Below are 15,017 nucleotides of genomic sequence, written 5' to 3'. Positions count from 1 at the left end.
GGTCTATCCTGGGGCCGGAAGGATCGCCCCATGCGCCACCCCCGTTCACCCGGACGAGCCCTCGCCGGCATCCTGCTCATGCTGGCGGCAGAGCCGGCGCTGGCGCAGCGGGTCGGCATCGCCGCGGCCGTGAATCCGGCCTCGACCGGAACCCCGCCCGGACGGGGCGCCCGCACCCTGACGATCGGCGAGGGCGTCCTGTTCCGAGAGCGGATCACGACGTCGTCGGCCGGGTCGATGCAGGTGCTGTTCATCGACAAGAGCACGCTGAATATCGGCCCCGGCGCGACCGTCGTCGTGGACGAATTCGTCTACGACCCGAATGCCGGCATCGGCCGGACCACCCTGTCGGTCGGGCGCGGCATCCTGCGCTATGTCGGGGGCGAGGTGAGCCACGCCGGCGGCACCAGCATCCGGACGCCCGAAGCTGTGCTCGGCGTGCGGGGCGGCACCGTGACGGTCGAGCGTCGGGGCAATCAGACCCGGGTCGTCGGCGGCTACGGCGCGATCACGGTCCAGCCGACCGCCGGCGGCGAGCCGGTGCTGCTGCGTCCGGGCTATGCCGTGACCGTCGGGCCGGCCGGGATCGTGGAAGGTTTCGGGCGGGTCCGTCCCGGCGAGGTTTCGCGCCAGATCGCGTCGACCACGAGCCGCGCGGGCCAACGCGGCGGCGCCCGTCGCATCCCGACCGATGCCATGGCGGCCGGCTACGGTGTCGGAGACCGGGCCGTTCCCAACCCCGCCTGCCTCGAAGGCTCGCCCACCTTCCCGGGCGCCCGATCGTCGCGCTGCTACGGGCAGCCGCTCGACCTCGAGCGAGGCGCCGACGAGATCACGCGCGGCGGGCGGAGCGGTGTGATCGGGACTCCTCTCAGGCCGGTGACGGCCATCCCGCCGGTGACGGCCGGCCCGCCGCTGACGACAGGCCCCCTCGTTCGGCCCTGAGGTCGGACCGAGCCGCCCCATGCTGCCTGCTGGCCGAAGCTACGCGGAGGTGGAGGCCGCCTTCCGATGGCAGGTACCCGAATACTACAATATCGGCGTTGACGCCTGCGACCGCTGGGCGAAGCGGGAGCCGGACCGCGTCGCGCTGGTTCATGTCGGGGCCGGCGGCGAAGTCCGCGAGGTCACCTACGGCGAGCTGAAACGGCTCTCGAACCGCTTCAGTCATCTCCTCCTCGCGAACGGATTGCAGCGAGGCGACCGGGTCGGCATCCTCCTGCCCCAGGCGGTCGAGACAGCCGTCGCGCATCTCGGGATCTACAAGGCGGGCCTGATCGCGATCCCGCTCTTCGGCCTGTTCGGACCGGAGGCGCTCAGCTTCCGGCTCTCCGATTCCGGCGCCCGGGCCGTCGTCACCGATGCGGGCGGGGCCGCGAAGCTCGCTGGGATCCGGGCCGGGCTGCCCGACCTCTCCCTCGTGCTGTCCGTCGACGGCGCGGGCGAGGGCGTGGCCGACCTCGCCTCCGGCATGGCGGCCCAGCCGGACGCCTTCGAGCCCGTTCGGACCAGGGCGGACGATCCGGCCCTCATCATCTACACCTCCGGCACGACCGGGCAGCCCAAGGGGGCCCTGCACGCGCATCGCGTGCTCCTCGGCCACCTTCCGGGCGTGGAGATGAGCCACGACCTCCTGCCGCAGCCTGGCGACCGGATCTGGACGCCGGCGGATTGGGCCTGGATCGGCGGGCTCCTCGACGTGCTGCTGCCCGCGCTTCATCACGGCGTGTCGGTCGTGGTGCGGCGCTTCGAGAAATTCTCGGCCGAGGCCGCCTTCGACCTGATGCGCGACCACGGCGTACGCAACGCCTTTTTGCCGCCGACGGCCCTGAAGTTGATGCGGGCGGTGCCGGACGCGGAAAGCCGCTGGCAGCTCCGCCTGCGGACCGTCGCGTCCGGCGGGGAGACGCTCGGGGCGGAGCTCCTCGACTGGGGTCGGCGCGTCTTCGGCGTGACCATCAACGAATTCTACGGCCAGACCGAATGCAACATGGTCGTGTCCTCGGCCGCGACGCTGATGCCGGCCCGGCCCGGGATCATGGGTCGGGCCGCGCCGGGCCACGTGGTCGATGTCGTCGACCAGGACGGCCGCGTGCTTCCTCCAGGGGAACTCGGCGCCTTCGCCGTCAGGGCGCCCGATCCCGTGATGTTCCTCGGCTATTGGAACGACCCGGAGGCGACCCGGGCCAAGTTCCGGGGCCGGTGGCTCGTCACCGGCGATCTCGGCACGAAAGACGAAGAGGGCTGGCTCCGCTTCGTCGGCCGCGACGACGACGTCATCACCTCCTCCGGCTACCGCATCGGGCCGGGCGAGATCGAGGATTGCCTGATCCGCCATCCCGCCGTTCGCATGGCAGGCGTGGTCGGAAAACCGGATCCGGGCCGGACCGAGATCGTGAAGGCCTTCATCGTGCTGAACGACGGACACCCGCCGGATCCGGGCCTCGCCCGCGAGCTCCAGGACCATGTCCGGCATTTCCTCGCCGCCCATGAATATCCGCGCGAGATCGCCTTCGTGGCCGAGCTGCCGATGACGACCACGGGCAAGGTCATCCGCCGCGAGCTGCGCGCGCTCGCCTAAAGGCCCGGCCGGCGCTTCGCCGAAGGGACGAGCCGGCGAGCCTCGACAAGCGGGCCTCACCCGCTACAACGCCCCGAGACAAGAAGATCGGGAGGTTTCGCGATGAGGATGTTGCTCACGGCCTGTGCGTTCAGTGCCCTCGCCCTTGCCACGGGGGCCATGGCCCAGACCGTGAAGATCGGCGTCACGGTCTCGACCACCGGGCCCGCCGCCTCGCTCGGCATCCCGGAGGCGAATACCGCGAAGCTCTTCGGCAAGGAACTCGGCGGCATGCCGGTCGAGATCGTGGTCCTGGACGACGGCTCCGACTCGACGCGCGGCGTCGCCAATACCCGCAAGCTCCTGACGGACGAGAAGGCGGACGTGATCGTCGGCTCCTCGACGACCCCGGTCTCGCTCGCGATGATCGAGGTGGCGAGCGAGACGAAGACCGCGATGATTTCGCTCGCGGCCTCCGCCGCCATCGTATCGCCGATGGACGAGAAGCGCCGCTGGGTCTTCAAGACGCCGCAGAACGACCGGCTGATGGCGGACGCCATCGCCGACCACATGGCGGCCACGAAGGTGAAGTCGGTCGGCTTCGTGGGCTTCAACGACGCCTATGGCGACGGCTGGCTGAACGTGATCACGCCGGCCCTCAAGAGCCGCAACATCGAGCTCGTCGCCTCCGAGCGCTATTCCCGCACCGATACGAGCGTCACCGGACCGGTCCTGAAGCTGATGGCCGCGAAGCCCGACGTGGTCCTCGTCGCGGGATCCGGGACCCCGGCGGCGCTGCCGCAGAAGACGCTCCGGGAGCGCGGCTATGCCGGCAAGGTCTACCAGACCCACGGCGCCGCGAATGGCGACTTCCTCCGCGTCGGCGGCAAGGATGTCGAGGGCACCATCCTGCCGGCCGGACCGGTCCTGGTGGCCTCGCAGCTGCCGGATTCGAGCCCGCTCAAGAAGGTTGGAATGGAATACGTGGCCAAATACGAGGCCCAATACGGGCCCGGCTCGTCCTCCACCTTCGGCGCTCACGGCAACGACGCCTTCGCGCTTCTCGCCGCCGCCCTGCCGGTCGCCGCGAAATCCGCCAAGCCCGGCACGGCCGAATTCCGGGCGGCGCTCCGCGACGCCCTCGAGGGCCTGAAGGACGTGGTCTACAGCCAGGGCATCGTCACGATGACCAAGGACGACCATGTCGGCCAGGACAAGCGCGCCCGCGTGATGGTCACGATCGAGAACGGCGCCTGGAAGCTCCTGCCCGACACCGCGACGCAGTAACTCCCCGTCATTCCGGGGCCGCGAAACGGAACCCGCCACGGAAGCGAGCCGAGCGGGAAGCGGTCCATACCGCGCGCGGTGGACGCACGATGCGCCCCGCGCAGCACGTCGACACCCCGCCGCCCTGACCCCATATTAGGCCTCACATATCGGAGGCGCCCATGTTCTCTCTTTTCCGCAAGAAATCCGAGCTGCCGAGCGCGGCCGACGCGCTGCCCGGCCGTCCGAACCCGATCCCCACGGCCGACAAGCATCATGTCAGCGGCCAGCAGCTGAAGGGCCCCTATCCCGAAGGCATGGAACAGGCCGTCTTCGGCATGGGCTGCTTCTGGGGCGTCGAGCGTATCTTCTGGAAGATACCGGGCGTTCATGTGACCGCGGTCGGCTATGCCGGCGGCACGACGCCGAACCCGACCTATGAGGAGGTCTGCTCCGGCATGACCGGCCAGAACGAGGTCGTGCTGGTCGTGTTCGACCCGAAGGTCGTGTCCTACGAGAGGCTCCTGAAGGCCTTCTGGGAGGGGCATGACCCGACCCAGGGCATGCGCCAGGGCAACGATGCCGGCACCCAGTATCGCTCCGGCATCTACGTGGCGAACGAGGCCCAGCGCCGGGCGGCGGAGGCCTCGCGGGGGGCCTTCGGGCGCGAGCTGACGAAGGGCGGCTACGGGCCGATCACGACCGAGATCGTCCAGACGGGGCCCTTCTACTTCGCCGAAGATTACCACCAGCAATACCTGGCCAAGAATCCGGGTGGCTATTGCGGGCTCGGCGGGACGGGCGTGTCCTGCCCGGTCGGCCTCGCCGCCTGATGTCCGAGGCGGAAGCGAAGCCGGCGGCTACCGCCGGGTTGGCACAGGTGGCCCGAACGGGGAGGCCGCTCCGCCGCGTGATGCTGGCCGAGAGATGGACCGAGAGGATCATCTTCTCGAGCCGGTGGCTGCTCGCGCCCTTCTATGTCGGCCTCGTCGCCGCGCTGTTGGTGCTCCTCCTGAAATTCGCCCAGGAGCTGTTCCACTTCGTCTCCCACCCGTTCCGGGGCACCGAGGCGGACACGATCCTCGGCGTGCTCACGCTGATCGACCTCACCTTCACGGGGTCGCTGATCGTGATCGTGATCTATTCGGGCTACGAGAATTTCGTCTCGAAGATCGACGTCGAAGCGACCGAGGACTGGCCGGAATGGATGTCGAAGATCGACTTCACGGGCCTCAAGCTGAAGCTGATGTCCTCGATCGTGGCGATCTCGGCGATCCAGCTGCTCAAGATCTTCATGAACCTGAAGAACACGTCGGACCGCGAGATTGCCTGGTATGTCGGGCTGCACGTCGTCTTCGTGGTGTCGGGCCTCGTCTTCGCCCTCACGGACCGGATCGGGGGGGAGACCGCCCAAGGAAAGGCGGCCGCGAAGCCGCACTTGTAGGCCGCGGCGCCTTGCTCTGCGCGGGAGGAAGGGCCTCTGTCGCTCAGGTCGTCCTGCCTTCCGCCGCGCGCCGGATCGGGGCGCAGATGTCGGTGCTGAGCTTGTCGAGTTGCGGGCAGGCGTTGACGAGATACCAGTCGCGCAGGGTCGGCTGCGACGGCGCGACCAGCATCGCCACGAGCACGAATCCGCCGACCAGCGCGACGAGGATGATGAGAAAGCGCATGCGGTGATCCTAAAGGGGGTGCGACAGCTCAAATCGATCCGGGCCTGCCCGTTCCCGGATGTCGCTTAGTTCGTGCCGCGTCCCGGAAGAGACAACCCATCCATCGCGCCCTGCGGCAGGCCGGGTTGTGGTTTCGACCGCTCCTCGGCCGCCTTGCGGTCCGGCCTGTCCGGGTCGGCGCGCCGGGGCGCGGGGGCCGCGACCCGCGATTTCGGCGGCTCGACGCATTCGGCGAACCGCATCCCGGCGAACAGGACGGCGCCGTCTTGTGCCACGACTCGGAAGGTCGGTGGGAGACCGTCGGCCCCGGGTTGCCAGCGGATGGGATCGGCGGCGTCCCGTTCGAGGTCGCGCGGCGCTCCCCCCTGCTGCAGGTTGTCGTAATCCGGCCCGTAGGCCGTTGCGAGCCGGCCGTTCACGACCACCTGGAGGACGACGAGCCGCTCCGGCGTCAGGGGCCGAAGCGGGTTTTCGCGGGCCATCTCGCCCCTGCGCACGACCCAAACCTTCGGTCCTTTTCCGGGTGGGGCGTAGAGCGCGGCCTTCGCCCCGCAATCCACTGCGGGCGGGACGGCTTGCGCAATGGCGGTTCCCCCGTACAGCAACGTTGCGGCCGCCGCGCCGAATCCTCTCGGCAGGATGGTGTGGATCATGGCCCGATGGACCGGGAAAGCGTGGCCGTTCTGGGGCCGGGCATCACGTTCCTGGCCGGCTTCTCGCCGGCGCGCTCGTCCGTGAGAGGCTCGACAGCGAGGCGAGCTACTTCTCCGGGCGGGCGCCGGTGGCGGCCACGATCCGGCCCCAGCGCTCGACGTCGCCCTTGAGCATCGTCCGGAAAGCCTCCGGCGAGGTCGGGTAGGGCTCGGCGCCGATCTTTGCCATGAAGTCCCGCATGTCGGGCTCGCCCAGGATCTCGCCGACATCGCGGTTGATCTTGGCGACAAGGGCCGAGTCGAGCCCCGCCGGACCCAGGATCCCCCACCAGGGATTGACGTCGAAACCCGGCAGGCCCGATTCCGCCACCGTCGGCACGTCCGGCGTGACCGACGTTCGCACGGCGCTCGTCACCGCGATGGCCCTTACCACCCCGTCCTGGACCTGGCCGATCACCGACGGGACCGCCGCGATCCCGGCCTCGACATGGCCGCCCGAGATGTTGGTGATGGCCTGGGCGATGCCGCGATGGGCGACATGCACCATGTTGATCTGAGCCTCGCTCTTCAGCATCTCGCCGATGATGTGGTTCACGGAGCCGACGCCGGAGGTCGCGTAGTTCAGCGGGTCCTTGCGGGTCCGGGCGAGAACGATCAAGGCGCGAAGGTCTCGCGCGGGCAGCTGCGGGCTCGCGATGACGTAGAACCCGGCCCGGGCGAGCGTCGCCACGGGCTGGAAGTCGCGCACGGAATCGAAGGGCTGGTTCGGGTAGAGATGGGGATTGATCGCCTGCGATCCCTCGTAGGTAACCAGCAGCGTGTGGCCGTCCGGCGCCGCTTTCGCGACCGAAGCCGTGCCGATATTGCCGGCTGCCCCGACCACGTTCTCGACGATCACGGGCTGGTTCCAACGCCGGCTCAGCCGGTCACCGATCGCCCGCGCGAGCACGTCCGTGGTGCCACCCGCGGCCTGGGGCACCACGAGGCGCACGAGGCGCGTGGGGAAGGGCTGAGACTGCGCGAAAACCTGGGCCGGCAGGAGCAGGCCCAGCATGACGGCCAGGAGAGCGGCGACCCGGCGCTCGAGCGTGACGACCGTCCCTCCCTGGTGCCGGTCGTGCCTTGTGGTCACGCTCTCGACGAGATGGTACCGCCACCCCGGCTTGAACGGGGGACCTCTAGATCCACAATCTAGCGCTCTAACCAACTGAGCTATGGCGGCCCGAAGGCGCGCTGTAGCGCTCCGATAGGTCGAAAACAAGGCCGGCATTCCGTCCCGGGCCGCCGCGGGCTATCACCGATGCCGGCTTCGCGGCGGGGATCATGTCGGATTTCGCAAAATCCTATCTCGGCCGTCTCCGCGGGACAGTCGGCTCGCGCCTGCTCCTCGTGCCCGGCATGAGGGTCGTGGTCGAGGATGGGGCCGGCGCGATCCTGCTGCAGCTTCGCTCCGATTACGGCGTCTGGGGCCTGCCCGGCGGCGTGCCGGACGAGGGCGAGGGCGCCGAGGCGGTCGCGATCCGCGAGACCGAGGAGGAGACCGGCATCCGGATCGCCGACCCGCTGCCCTTCGGTTTCGCCTCCGACCCCGCCCACGAGGTCTGGACCTACCCGAACGGCGACCGCTGCCATTATTTCACACTGCTCTACGCGGCCCGGACCTTCTCGGGCGAGTTGATCGCCTCGAACGACGAGAGCCTCCGGGTCGGCTGGTTCCGGCCCGACGCCCTGCCCGACCTGATGCCGGTGATGCAGCGCACCCTGGACGCCTATGGCCGTTTCCGCGCGACCGGCCTGTTCCAGTCGATCTGAGGAGCGGGCTTCGCCCGACGCGTCCGGGCTGCCCGCCTGGTGCCCGTGCGGTTCGCGTTGACCATCGGCCGGGAGACGGGCTAGATCAGCGCGTTGCACCCGTAGCTCAGCTGGATAGAGCGTTGCCCTCCGAAGGCAAAGGTCACACGTTCGAATCGTGTCGGGTGCGCCACCCTCGCCAAGTCTGTCTAAACTGCCGGCGGACCTCGTCGTCTCGGACGCTCTAGGGTTAAGCGTCTTCCTCTCGCCTCAGCAGCTCGGTCTCCGAGAATAGCGGCCCCACGGCCCGCAACCGGCCTCGTGGGGCTCGCGCCGGGGACGTGAACAAGGTCTCGTGGAGGAGGGTAGGATGGCCAAGGGCTATTGGATCGTGCGCGTCGACATCGCCGATCTCGAGCGCTACGGCGCCTATGTCGCGGCCAACGGCGCCGTCTTCGCAGCCCACAATGCCCGCTTCCTGGCTCGGGCCGGCCGTTCCGAGACGCTCGAGGGATCGAGCCGGAGCCGGAACGTCGTGCTGGAATTCCCGACCTACGAGGCCGCGCTCGCCTGCTGGCATTCGGCCGAATACCAGGAGGTGCTGGCGCTCAGGACACCTGTCTCGACGGCCGACCTCCTGGTCATCGAGGGCTACGAGGGTCCGCAGCCGGGAGATTCGTAACGCCGACGGGCCGCTGCGCGATCAGGGGTCCGGCCGGACATCCTCGTCGGAGATCACCACCTCGTGGTGGGCGCAACGCGGCTCGAAACGGGCGAGGAGTTCGCGCGCCCGGGGCGCGACATTCGCCCTTTCGTAATCCTCGCCCGCGAACAGCTTCACGGCATCGATCGACTCGAAGCGGGTGACCGTCGTGAACTCGATCTCGCCGCCGGTGGTCGCCCGCCGGAGCACATGGCCTCCGCGGAAGCCGGCGAGCCGTGCGGCCGCCGGCAGGAAGGTGGCCCGCAGGAAGGCCGCGTAGAGTTCGGCATCCGCCTCGCTCCTGGCCCAGCCTCGCCAGATTCGCGCGATCATCACCATTTCCCACGTTGCGGGCGGAACTCTGGAAGGGTGCGGCGGGCCTGTCTTGGTCGATCTTGCGAGGGAGGGTCGCCTCACCGCCCGCGCGCGATCGCCAGCATGGCCTCCGTATCCAGATGGGCCTCGACATGGTCCGCGAGGGCGTCGAGCGCGCGCTCGATCCCGTCGTCATAGCGGAGCGTCGAAGCGGCACCGAACTCGGCCAGATAGGCCGACCGGAAAGCGTCGGACGTGAAGAGGCCGTGGACGTAGCTGCCCTGCACTCGCCCGTCCGGGCTCGAGGCCCCATCCGGGCGGTCGCCCGCGAGGCTCAGGATGGGGCGGTCGCAATCAGGTCCTTCGGTGCGGCCGAGATGGATCTCGTAGCCGGCGAAAGCTGCGCCGCTCGCGAGATGACGGCCGGAGGCCGGTTCGGTCACCTTCTCCCCGGTCAGCACTGTCTCGACATCGAGGAGGCTCAGGCCCGGCGCCTCGCCGGCGGGACCCTCGACGCCGTCGGGATCGGCGATGCGCCGCCCGAGCATCTGGTAGCCGCCGCAGAGGCCGAGCACGCGCCCGCCGCGGCGGTGATGGGCGAGGAGGTCGATGTCCCAGCCCTGGCCGCGCAGGAAGGCGAGATCGCCCAGCGTCGATTTGGAGCCCGGCAGGATGACGAGGTCCAGATCGCCGGGCAGCGCCTGGCCCGGACGGATGAAACGGAGGTCCACCCCGGGCTCCTGGCCGAGCGGATCGAGATCGTCGAAATTCGCGATCCGGGCGATCACCGGCACGCCGATCCGAAACCGGCGGCCGCCATGCCCGGCCGCGGGAGCGCGCGCGAGGTCGAGCACGTCCTCGGCCGGAAGGTCGGCGGCGACGGGCAGCCAGGGCACCACGCCGAGCGAAGGCCAGCCGGTCCGCCCGGTGATGGCCGCGAGCCCGGAATCGAAGAGGCGCGGTTCGCCCCGGAAACGGTTGATCACGAAGGCCCGGATCCGGGCCCGCTCCGCCGGCTCGAGCACCGCATGCGTGCCGACGAGACTCGCGATGACGCCGCCCCGGTCGATGTCGCCGACGAGCATCACGGGCAGGTCGGCCGCCTCCGCGAAACCCATATTGGCGATGTCGCCGGCCCGCAGGTTGATCTCGGCCGGGCTGCCGGCTCCCTCGACCAGGACGAGGTCGGCGCCTTCGGAGACGATCCCAAAACTGTCCAGCACGGCCGGCAGGAGTTCGGCCTTTCGGGAGCCGTAGTCGCGCGCCCGCATCTGGCCCCAGCGGCGGCCCTGGACGATCACCTGCGCGCCGGTATCGGTCTCGGGCTTGAGCAGGATCGGGTTCATGTGGACGCTTGCCGGCAGGTGGGCCGCGCGGGCCTGTACGGCCTGGGCGCGGCCGATCTCGCCGCCATCGGCCGTCACGGCCGCGTTGTTCGACATGTTCTGCGGCTTGAAGGGCACGACCATCAAGCCCCGCCGGGCGAAGAGGCGGCAGAGGCCGGCGACGAGCGTCGACTTGCCGACATTCGAGCCGGTGCCCTGGATCATGAGGGCGGGGGTGAGGCGGCCGGGATGTCGCGTCGTCACCGCCCCTTGTGCGACCCGGAGCCGGGAGGCGACAAGCCCCCGGGCAGCGCCCCGACGTAAGATGGCGAGGGAGGCATCATGGCGACGACACTCGAAAGCTTCGCGCAGGATCGCTGGGTCCGGCCCTCCTCCGGCCTCGCCGACATCCCGAGCGCGATCGACGGCCGCGTCGTCGCGCGCGCCTCCTCGTCCGGCCTGGACTTCGCCGCAATGGCCCGCCACGCCCGCAACGTGGGCGGGCCGGCGCTCAGGTCGCTGACCTTCCACGAACGGGCCGACATCCTGCGCGGGGTCGCGGCGGCGCTGAATGCCTGCAAGGAAGAGTTCTACGAGCTCGCCGCCGAGACCGGCGCGACCCGAAGCGACAACCTCGTCGATATCGACGGCGGCATCGGCACCCTCTTCGCCTACGCCTCGCGCGGCCGGCGCGAGCTGCCCTCCGAACGCTTCGTGGTCGAGGGCGAGGTCGAGCCGCTGTCGCGCGCCGGCGGTTTCGTCGGGCTGCATGTCCTGACGCCGCGCCACGGCGTCGCCCTGCATATCAACGCCTACAACTTCCCCTGCTGGGGCATGCTGGAGAAGCTCGGCCCCGCGATCCTGGCCGGCATGCCGGTGATCACGAAGCCGGCCACCGCGACCGCGTATGTGGCGGAAGCCGTGATACGGGCGATCGTCGCGACGGGCCTCCTCCCCGAGGGCGCCCTGCAGCTGATCGTGGGCTCGACCGGCGACCTCCTCGACCACCTCACAGGGCAGGACGTCGTCTCCTTCACGGGCTCGGCCGAGACCTCGGAGCGGCTGCAGAACCATCCGGCGATCGGCCGCAACGCCGTCCGGTTCATCGCCGAGCGCGATTCGCTGAGCGCCGCCATCCTGGCGCCCGATGCCGGGCCGGGCACGCCGGAATTCGACCTCTTCGTCACGGAGGTCGTGCGCGAGATGACCGTGAAGGCCGGGCAGAAATGCACCGCCATCCGGCGCGCCCTCGTGCCGCGCGAGCACGAGGTGGCGGCGATCCAGGCACTGCGGACGGCCCTCGGCCTTGTGACGATCGGCGACCCGCGCCTGCCCGACACCCGGATGGGCGCGCTCGTCAGCCGGTCCCAGCGCGAGGCCGTGCGGGCGCAGGTGGCAAAACTCGCGACCGAGGCCGAGATCGTGTTCGGCGATCCCTTCCGGGTCGAGGCCGACGGAATTGACCCGGAGGCTGGCGCCTTCATGGCGCCCGTCCTCCTCCGCTGCGACCGGCCGGCCGAGGCGAGCCTCGTCCACACGGTCGAGGCCTTCGGTCCGGTCGCGACCGTGATGCCCTATGACGGTTTGGACGAGGCCGTGGCGCTCGTCGCCCGCGGCGAGGGGAGCCTCGTCGCCTCGATCTTCACCTACGATCCGGAGGCGGCCGCCGCCCTCGCCTTCGGCATCGCGCCCTATCACGGCCGCCTCCTCGTCCTCGACCGGGACAGCGCGCCGGAATCGACGGGGCATGGCTCGCCCCTGCCCGGCCTCCTGCATGGCGGGCCGGGACGGGCCGGCGGCGGCGAGGAGTTGGGCGGGCTCCGGGGCGTGTTCCACTACCTGCAGCGGACCGCGATCCAGGGCTCGCCCGCGCGCCTCGCCTCACTGACCCGGTCCTGGATCCGGGGGGCGCCCGCGCCGGCGACGCCGCGACACCCGTTCCGGCTCGGCTATGACGAACTCCGGATCGGCGACACGATCGAGACCGCGAGCCGCGCGATCACGCTGGACGACATCGAGCATTTCGCCCGCTTCACCGGCGACACCTTCTACGCCCACATGGACGAGGAGGCGGCGGCCGCGAACCCGTTCTTTCCGGGCCGGGTCGCGCATGGCTATCTCATCCTGTCCTTCGCGGCCGGGCTGTTCGTCGATCCTGCCCCCGGACCGGTGCTGGCGAATTACGGGCTCGATTCGCTGCGCTTCCTGAAGCCGGTCTCGCCCGGCGACACGATCCGGGTGCGGCTCACGGTGAAGCGCAAGACCGAGTCCCGGAAGCCCGAATATGGCGAGGTGCGCTGGGACGCCGAGGTCTTCAACCAGCACGGCGACACGGTCGCCCGCTACGACCTCCTGACCATGAACGCCCGGGCGGGGTGAGGAGAAAACCGCGTCAACTCACCGGAACGGGAAAGGCCGCCAGCGAGAGTTCCGCGATCCCGGTCAGGTCGGCTCGGGTCGCGCCGGCTGCGGCCTGGACGCCCATGCCCTGCACGACCGCGAAGACGTAGCGTGCGAGGGCGGCGGGATCGGCCGATTCCGGCAGGTCGCCCTCATCCTGGGCGCGCGCGAACCGCTCCCGAAAGCGCTCCTCGCCGGCCGCTCGCCGGCAGGCGAGTTCGTTCGGGATGGTCTCGGCACCAGCGCCGCAGGCGAGGCCTCCTTGCAGGAGAAGACAGCCGGGCGGGTTGCCCGGGGCGGTCAGGAGATCGGCCGTGCCCCGCAGCATCCGGTCCGCCGCTTCGCGCGCCGTCGGGGCGGCCAGGACGCAATCCAGGAAGGCGGCACGCTGTTCGAGATAGCGGTCGAGGGCCGCCTTCAGCAGCCCCTCCTTGTTGCCGAAGGCGGCATAGAGGCTCGGCGGGTTGATCCCCATCGCCTTCGTCAGGTCGGCCAGCGACGCCCCCTCGTAGCCCTTGCGCCAGAACAGCTCCATGGCGCGGTCGAGGGCCTCGTCCTTGTCGAAGGCGCGGGGCCGTCCCATCGCCATTGCGTGTCTCCCGAAGATTTCTTATCATCCGCTACATAAGAACCTTGACGCCGGCCGTCCACTCCCACATTTGTAGCATCTGTTACAAATCTGGAACGAGCCATGGACCCGTCGACGGTCACGTCATCCCCCTCCCGTTTGCGACGTTCCCTGATCGGCGTCGGCCTCGTCGCCCTCGCCGGCTTCGGCGTGCCGTTCTACCTGCGGGCGCCCGGTCCTGCTGCCGAAGCCAGCACGGGGGCGGCCGCCCCGCCGGCAGCCGTCCCGGTCTCCGTCGCTTCGGTCGAGCCGCGCCAGGCCCAGATCTGGGACGATTTCTCCGGACGGCTCGAAGCCGTGGAACGGGTCGAGATCCGCTCTCGCGTGGCCGGGGCCGTGCAGGCCCTGCACTTCTCCGAAGGCGAGCTCGTGCGGGCTGGGGACCTTCTCGTGACGATCGATCCGGCCCCGTTCGTGGCCGAGGTGCAGCGGGCCGAGGCGCAGGTCGCGGCGGCGCAGGCCAGGGTCGCACTCGCCGCGGCCGATTACGAGCGCGGCCAGCGGCTGTTCGATTCGCGAACCGTCTCCCTCCGCGACCTCGACACACGCCTCAACGCCCACCGCGAGGCGCAGGCGAACCAGAAGGCGGCCGAAGCCGCCTTGCAATCGGCCCGGCTCAATCTCGGCTATACCGAAGTCCGCGCCCCTGTCTCGGGCCGCGTCGGCCGCCGTGAGATCACGGTCGGCAATCTGGTCGCCGCCGGCCCCGGCGCCGCGATCCTGACCAACCTCGTCTCGGTCAGCCCGATCTATGCGAGCTTCAACGCGGACGAGAACGCCGTGCTGCGCGCGCTCCAGGGCGTACAGGAGGGGTCCGGCGGTCGCGGAAAACTGGATCGCATTCCTGTCCAGATGACCTCGCTCGCCTCGGGTGCGGCCACCTTCGCGGGCCGTCTCCAGCTGATCGACAACCAGGTCGACCCCCAGAGCGGCACGGTCCGGGTCCGGGCCGTGTTCGAAAACCAGGACGGCTCCCTGATGCCGGGGCAGTTCGCCCGCCTCCGCATGGGCCAGGCGAAGACCGAGACGCTCCTCATGGTCGACGAGCGGGCCATCGGCACGGACCAGGACAAGAAGTTCGTTCTGGTGGTCGGCGCCGACAACAAGGCCCTCTACCGGGCCGTGACGCTCGGGCCATCGGTGGACGGGCTCCGCATCGTGACCGAAGGCCTGCAGCCCGGCGAGCGCATCGTCGTCAACGGGCTGCAGCGCGTCCGGCCCGGCGCTCTCGTTCAGCCGCAGGTCGTCGCGATGGGCGCGCGCCCCGGCCCGGCCGCCACGCCCGCACGCCTCGCCCAGCGCTGACCCGGCCGCGCGCCCGAAGAGCTTCGCCCGGGAGGGCGCCATGAACCTGTCCAAATTCTTCATCGACCGGCCGATCTTCGCCGGCGTGCTGTCGGTCCTGATCTTCGTGGCGGGGCTGCTCGCGCTGATCTCGATGCCGATCTCCGAATATCCGGAGGTCGTGCCGCCCTCGGTCGTGGTCCGGGCACAGTATCCGGGCGCGAACCCGAAGGTGATCGCCGAGACGGTTGCGACTCCGATCGAGGAGCAGATCAACGGCGTCGAGGGCATGCTCTACATGTCGAGCCAGGCCACGACCGACGGCCTGATGACGCTGACGGTCACGTTCCGCCTCGGCACCGATCCGGACAAGGCCCAGCAGCTCGTCCAGAACCGCGTGTCGCAGGCCGAGCCGCGCCTGC

16 protein-coding genes and 2 tRNA genes are annotated in these 15,017 nt (G+C 70.0%); 11 read left to right on the top strand and 7 right to left on the bottom strand.

Annotated elements, in window-relative coordinates:
• The first annotated feature begins 30 nt into the window (after positions 1 to 30).
• The 5 genes from ACFE87_RS10585 (at position 31) to ACFE87_RS10565 (ending at position 5,270) form a co-directional block, all read left to right on the top strand.
• Complete coding sequence (locus ACFE87_RS10585) at positions 31 to 945, top strand: FecR domain-containing protein (RefSeq protein ID WP_375459592.1); 915 nt, start codon at positions 31 to 33, stop codon at positions 943 to 945.
• A gap of 19 nt (positions 946 to 964) precedes the next feature.
• Positions 965 to 2,581: an acyl-CoA synthetase gene (locus ACFE87_RS10580; RefSeq protein ID WP_375459591.1), complete on the top strand. Its 1,617-nt coding sequence runs from the start codon at positions 965 to 967 to the stop codon at positions 2,579 to 2,581.
• Between the two features lie 102 nt (positions 2,582 to 2,683).
• Positions 2,684 to 3,847: an ABC transporter substrate-binding protein gene (locus tag ACFE87_RS10575; protein ID WP_375459590.1), complete on the top strand. Its 1,164-nt coding sequence runs from the start codon at positions 2,684 to 2,686 to the stop codon at positions 3,845 to 3,847.
• A 161-nt stretch (positions 3,848 to 4,008) separates the two neighbouring features.
• Entirely contained in the window at positions 4,009 to 4,659 is a 651-nt protein-coding gene (gene msrA / locus ACFE87_RS10570) for a peptide-methionine (S)-S-oxide reductase MsrA (protein WP_375459589.1), read from the top strand.
• An 83-nt stretch (positions 4,660 to 4,742) separates the two neighbouring features.
• On the top strand, positions 4,743 to 5,270 hold the full coding sequence (locus ACFE87_RS10565) for a TIGR00645 family protein (protein ID WP_375459665.1): 528 nt from the start codon (positions 4,743 to 4,745) through the stop codon (positions 5,268 to 5,270).
• Between the two features lie 43 nt (positions 5,271 to 5,313).
• On the opposite strand, the gene ACFE87_RS10560 is transcribed toward ACFE87_RS10565, so the two are convergent.
• The 4 genes from ACFE87_RS10560 to ACFE87_RS10545 all read right to left on the bottom strand — a co-directional run bounded on the left by ACFE87_RS10560 (position 5,314) and on the right by ACFE87_RS10545 (position 7,371).
• Positions 5,314 to 5,496 (bottom strand): hypothetical protein, encoded by a 183-nt coding sequence (locus ACFE87_RS10560; RefSeq protein ID WP_375459588.1) that lies wholly within the window; start codon positions 5,494 to 5,496, stop codon positions 5,314 to 5,316.
• Between the two features lie 65 nt (positions 5,497 to 5,561).
• Positions 5,562 to 6,149, bottom strand: coding sequence for a hypothetical protein (locus ACFE87_RS10555; protein WP_375459587.1), 588 nt, complete (start codon positions 6,147 to 6,149; stop codon positions 5,562 to 5,564).
• A gap of 106 nt (positions 6,150 to 6,255) precedes the next feature.
• The gene (locus tag ACFE87_RS10550) at positions 6,256 to 7,281 is read right to left on the bottom strand and encodes a Bug family tripartite tricarboxylate transporter substrate binding protein (protein WP_375459586.1); all 1,026 of its coding nucleotides are present in this window, start codon (positions 7,279 to 7,281) and stop codon (positions 6,256 to 6,258) included.
• A 13-nt stretch (positions 7,282 to 7,294) separates the two neighbouring features.
• Positions 7,295 to 7,371 (bottom strand) — tRNA-His (locus tag ACFE87_RS10545).
• A gap of 101 nt (positions 7,372 to 7,472) precedes the next feature.
• Here ACFE87_RS10545 and ACFE87_RS10540 point away from each other — a divergent pair.
• The 3 genes from ACFE87_RS10540 (at position 7,473) to ACFE87_RS10530 (ending at position 8,622) form a co-directional block, all read left to right on the top strand.
• Complete coding sequence (locus ACFE87_RS10540; protein ID WP_375459585.1) at positions 7,473 to 7,961, top strand: NUDIX domain-containing protein; 489 nt, start codon at positions 7,473 to 7,475, stop codon at positions 7,959 to 7,961.
• Between the two features lie 95 nt (positions 7,962 to 8,056).
• Positions 8,057 to 8,133 (top strand) — tRNA-Arg (locus ACFE87_RS10535).
• A gap of 177 nt (positions 8,134 to 8,310) precedes the next feature.
• The gene (locus ACFE87_RS10530; RefSeq protein WP_375459584.1) at positions 8,311 to 8,622 is read left to right on the top strand and encodes a DUF1330 domain-containing protein; all 312 of its coding nucleotides are present in this window, start codon (positions 8,311 to 8,313) and stop codon (positions 8,620 to 8,622) included.
• Positions 8,623 to 8,643: 21 nt separating this feature from the next.
• Here the strand turns inward: ACFE87_RS10530 and ACFE87_RS10525 are convergent, their stop codons facing one another.
• Entirely contained in the window at positions 8,644 to 8,976 is a 333-nt protein-coding gene (locus ACFE87_RS10525; protein WP_375459583.1) for an antibiotic biosynthesis monooxygenase family protein, read from the bottom strand.
• A gap of 80 nt (positions 8,977 to 9,056) precedes the next feature.
• The gene (locus ACFE87_RS10520; RefSeq protein WP_375459664.1) at positions 9,057 to 10,508 is read right to left on the bottom strand and encodes a cobyric acid synthase; all 1,452 of its coding nucleotides are present in this window, start codon (positions 10,506 to 10,508) and stop codon (positions 9,057 to 9,059) included.
• 117 nt (positions 10,509 to 10,625) lie between these two features.
• Between ACFE87_RS10520 and paaZ the strand changes: the two genes are divergently transcribed.
• The gene (paaZ, locus tag ACFE87_RS10515) at positions 10,626 to 12,662 is read left to right on the top strand and encodes a phenylacetic acid degradation bifunctional protein PaaZ (protein WP_375459582.1); all 2,037 of its coding nucleotides are present in this window, start codon (positions 10,626 to 10,628) and stop codon (positions 12,660 to 12,662) included.
• A 13-nt stretch (positions 12,663 to 12,675) separates the two neighbouring features.
• On the opposite strand, the gene ACFE87_RS10510 is transcribed toward paaZ, so the two are convergent.
• Positions 12,676 to 13,272: a TetR/AcrR family transcriptional regulator gene (locus ACFE87_RS10510; protein WP_375459581.1), complete on the bottom strand. Its 597-nt coding sequence runs from the start codon at positions 13,270 to 13,272 to the stop codon at positions 12,676 to 12,678.
• A 102-nt stretch (positions 13,273 to 13,374) separates the two neighbouring features.
• Between ACFE87_RS10510 and ACFE87_RS10505 the strand changes: the two genes are divergently transcribed.
• Together ACFE87_RS10505 and ACFE87_RS10500 are read left to right on the top strand one after the other, a co-directional pair.
• Positions 13,375 to 14,616, top strand: coding sequence for an efflux RND transporter periplasmic adaptor subunit (locus ACFE87_RS10505; protein ID WP_375459580.1), 1,242 nt, complete (start codon positions 13,375 to 13,377; stop codon positions 14,614 to 14,616).
• 40 nt (positions 14,617 to 14,656) lie between these two features.
• On the top strand, positions 14,657 to 15,017 hold a 361-nt coding region (locus ACFE87_RS10500; RefSeq protein WP_375459579.1), incomplete at its 3' end, for an efflux RND transporter permease subunit.

It is taken from the genome of uncultured Enterovirga sp., from assembly GCF_964242715.1.
Taxonomy (GTDB): Bacteria; Pseudomonadota; Alphaproteobacteria; order Rhizobiales; family Beijerinckiaceae; genus Enterovirga.
This window is presented reverse-complemented; position numbering and strand designations above follow the sequence as displayed.

Excerpts from the sequence above, each read along its gene's own strand:
- ACFE87_RS10585 (WP_375459592.1), top strand. The coding sequence starts at position 31 with ATGCGCCACCCCCGTTCACCCGGACGAGCCCTCGCCGGCATCCTGCTC.
- ACFE87_RS10580 (WP_375459591.1), top strand. The coding sequence starts at position 965 with ATGCTGCCTGCTGGCCGAAGCTACGCGGAGGTGGAGGCCGCCTTCCGA.
- ACFE87_RS10575 (WP_375459590.1), top strand. The coding sequence starts at position 2,684 with ATGAGGATGTTGCTCACGGCCTGTGCGTTCAGTGCCCTCGCCCTTGCC.
- msrA (WP_375459589.1), top strand. The coding sequence starts at position 4,009 with ATGTTCTCTCTTTTCCGCAAGAAATCCGAGCTGCCGAGCGCGGCCGAC.
- ACFE87_RS10560 (WP_375459588.1), bottom strand. The coding sequence starts at position 5,496 with ATGCGCTTTCTCATCATCCTCGTCGCGCTGGTCGGCGGATTCGTGCTC.
- ACFE87_RS10555 (WP_375459587.1), bottom strand. The coding sequence starts at position 6,149 with ATGATCCACACCATCCTGCCGAGAGGATTCGGCGCGGCGGCCGCAACG.
- ACFE87_RS10540 (WP_375459585.1), top strand. The coding sequence starts at position 7,473 with ATGTCGGATTTCGCAAAATCCTATCTCGGCCGTCTCCGCGGGACAGTC.
- ACFE87_RS10530 (WP_375459584.1), top strand. The coding sequence starts at position 8,311 with ATGGCCAAGGGCTATTGGATCGTGCGCGTCGACATCGCCGATCTCGAG.
- ACFE87_RS10525 (WP_375459583.1), bottom strand. The coding sequence starts at position 8,976 with ATGATCGCGCGAATCTGGCGAGGCTGGGCCAGGAGCGAGGCGGATGCC.
- ACFE87_RS10520 (WP_375459664.1), bottom strand. The coding sequence starts at position 10,508 with ATGATCCAGGGCACCGGCTCGAATGTCGGCAAGTCGACGCTCGTCGCC.
- paaZ (WP_375459582.1), top strand. The coding sequence starts at position 10,626 with ATGGCGACGACACTCGAAAGCTTCGCGCAGGATCGCTGGGTCCGGCCC.
- ACFE87_RS10510 (WP_375459581.1), bottom strand. The coding sequence starts at position 13,272 with ATGGCGATGGGACGGCCCCGCGCCTTCGACAAGGACGAGGCCCTCGAC.
- ACFE87_RS10505 (WP_375459580.1), top strand. The coding sequence starts at position 13,375 with ATGGACCCGTCGACGGTCACGTCATCCCCCTCCCGTTTGCGACGTTCC.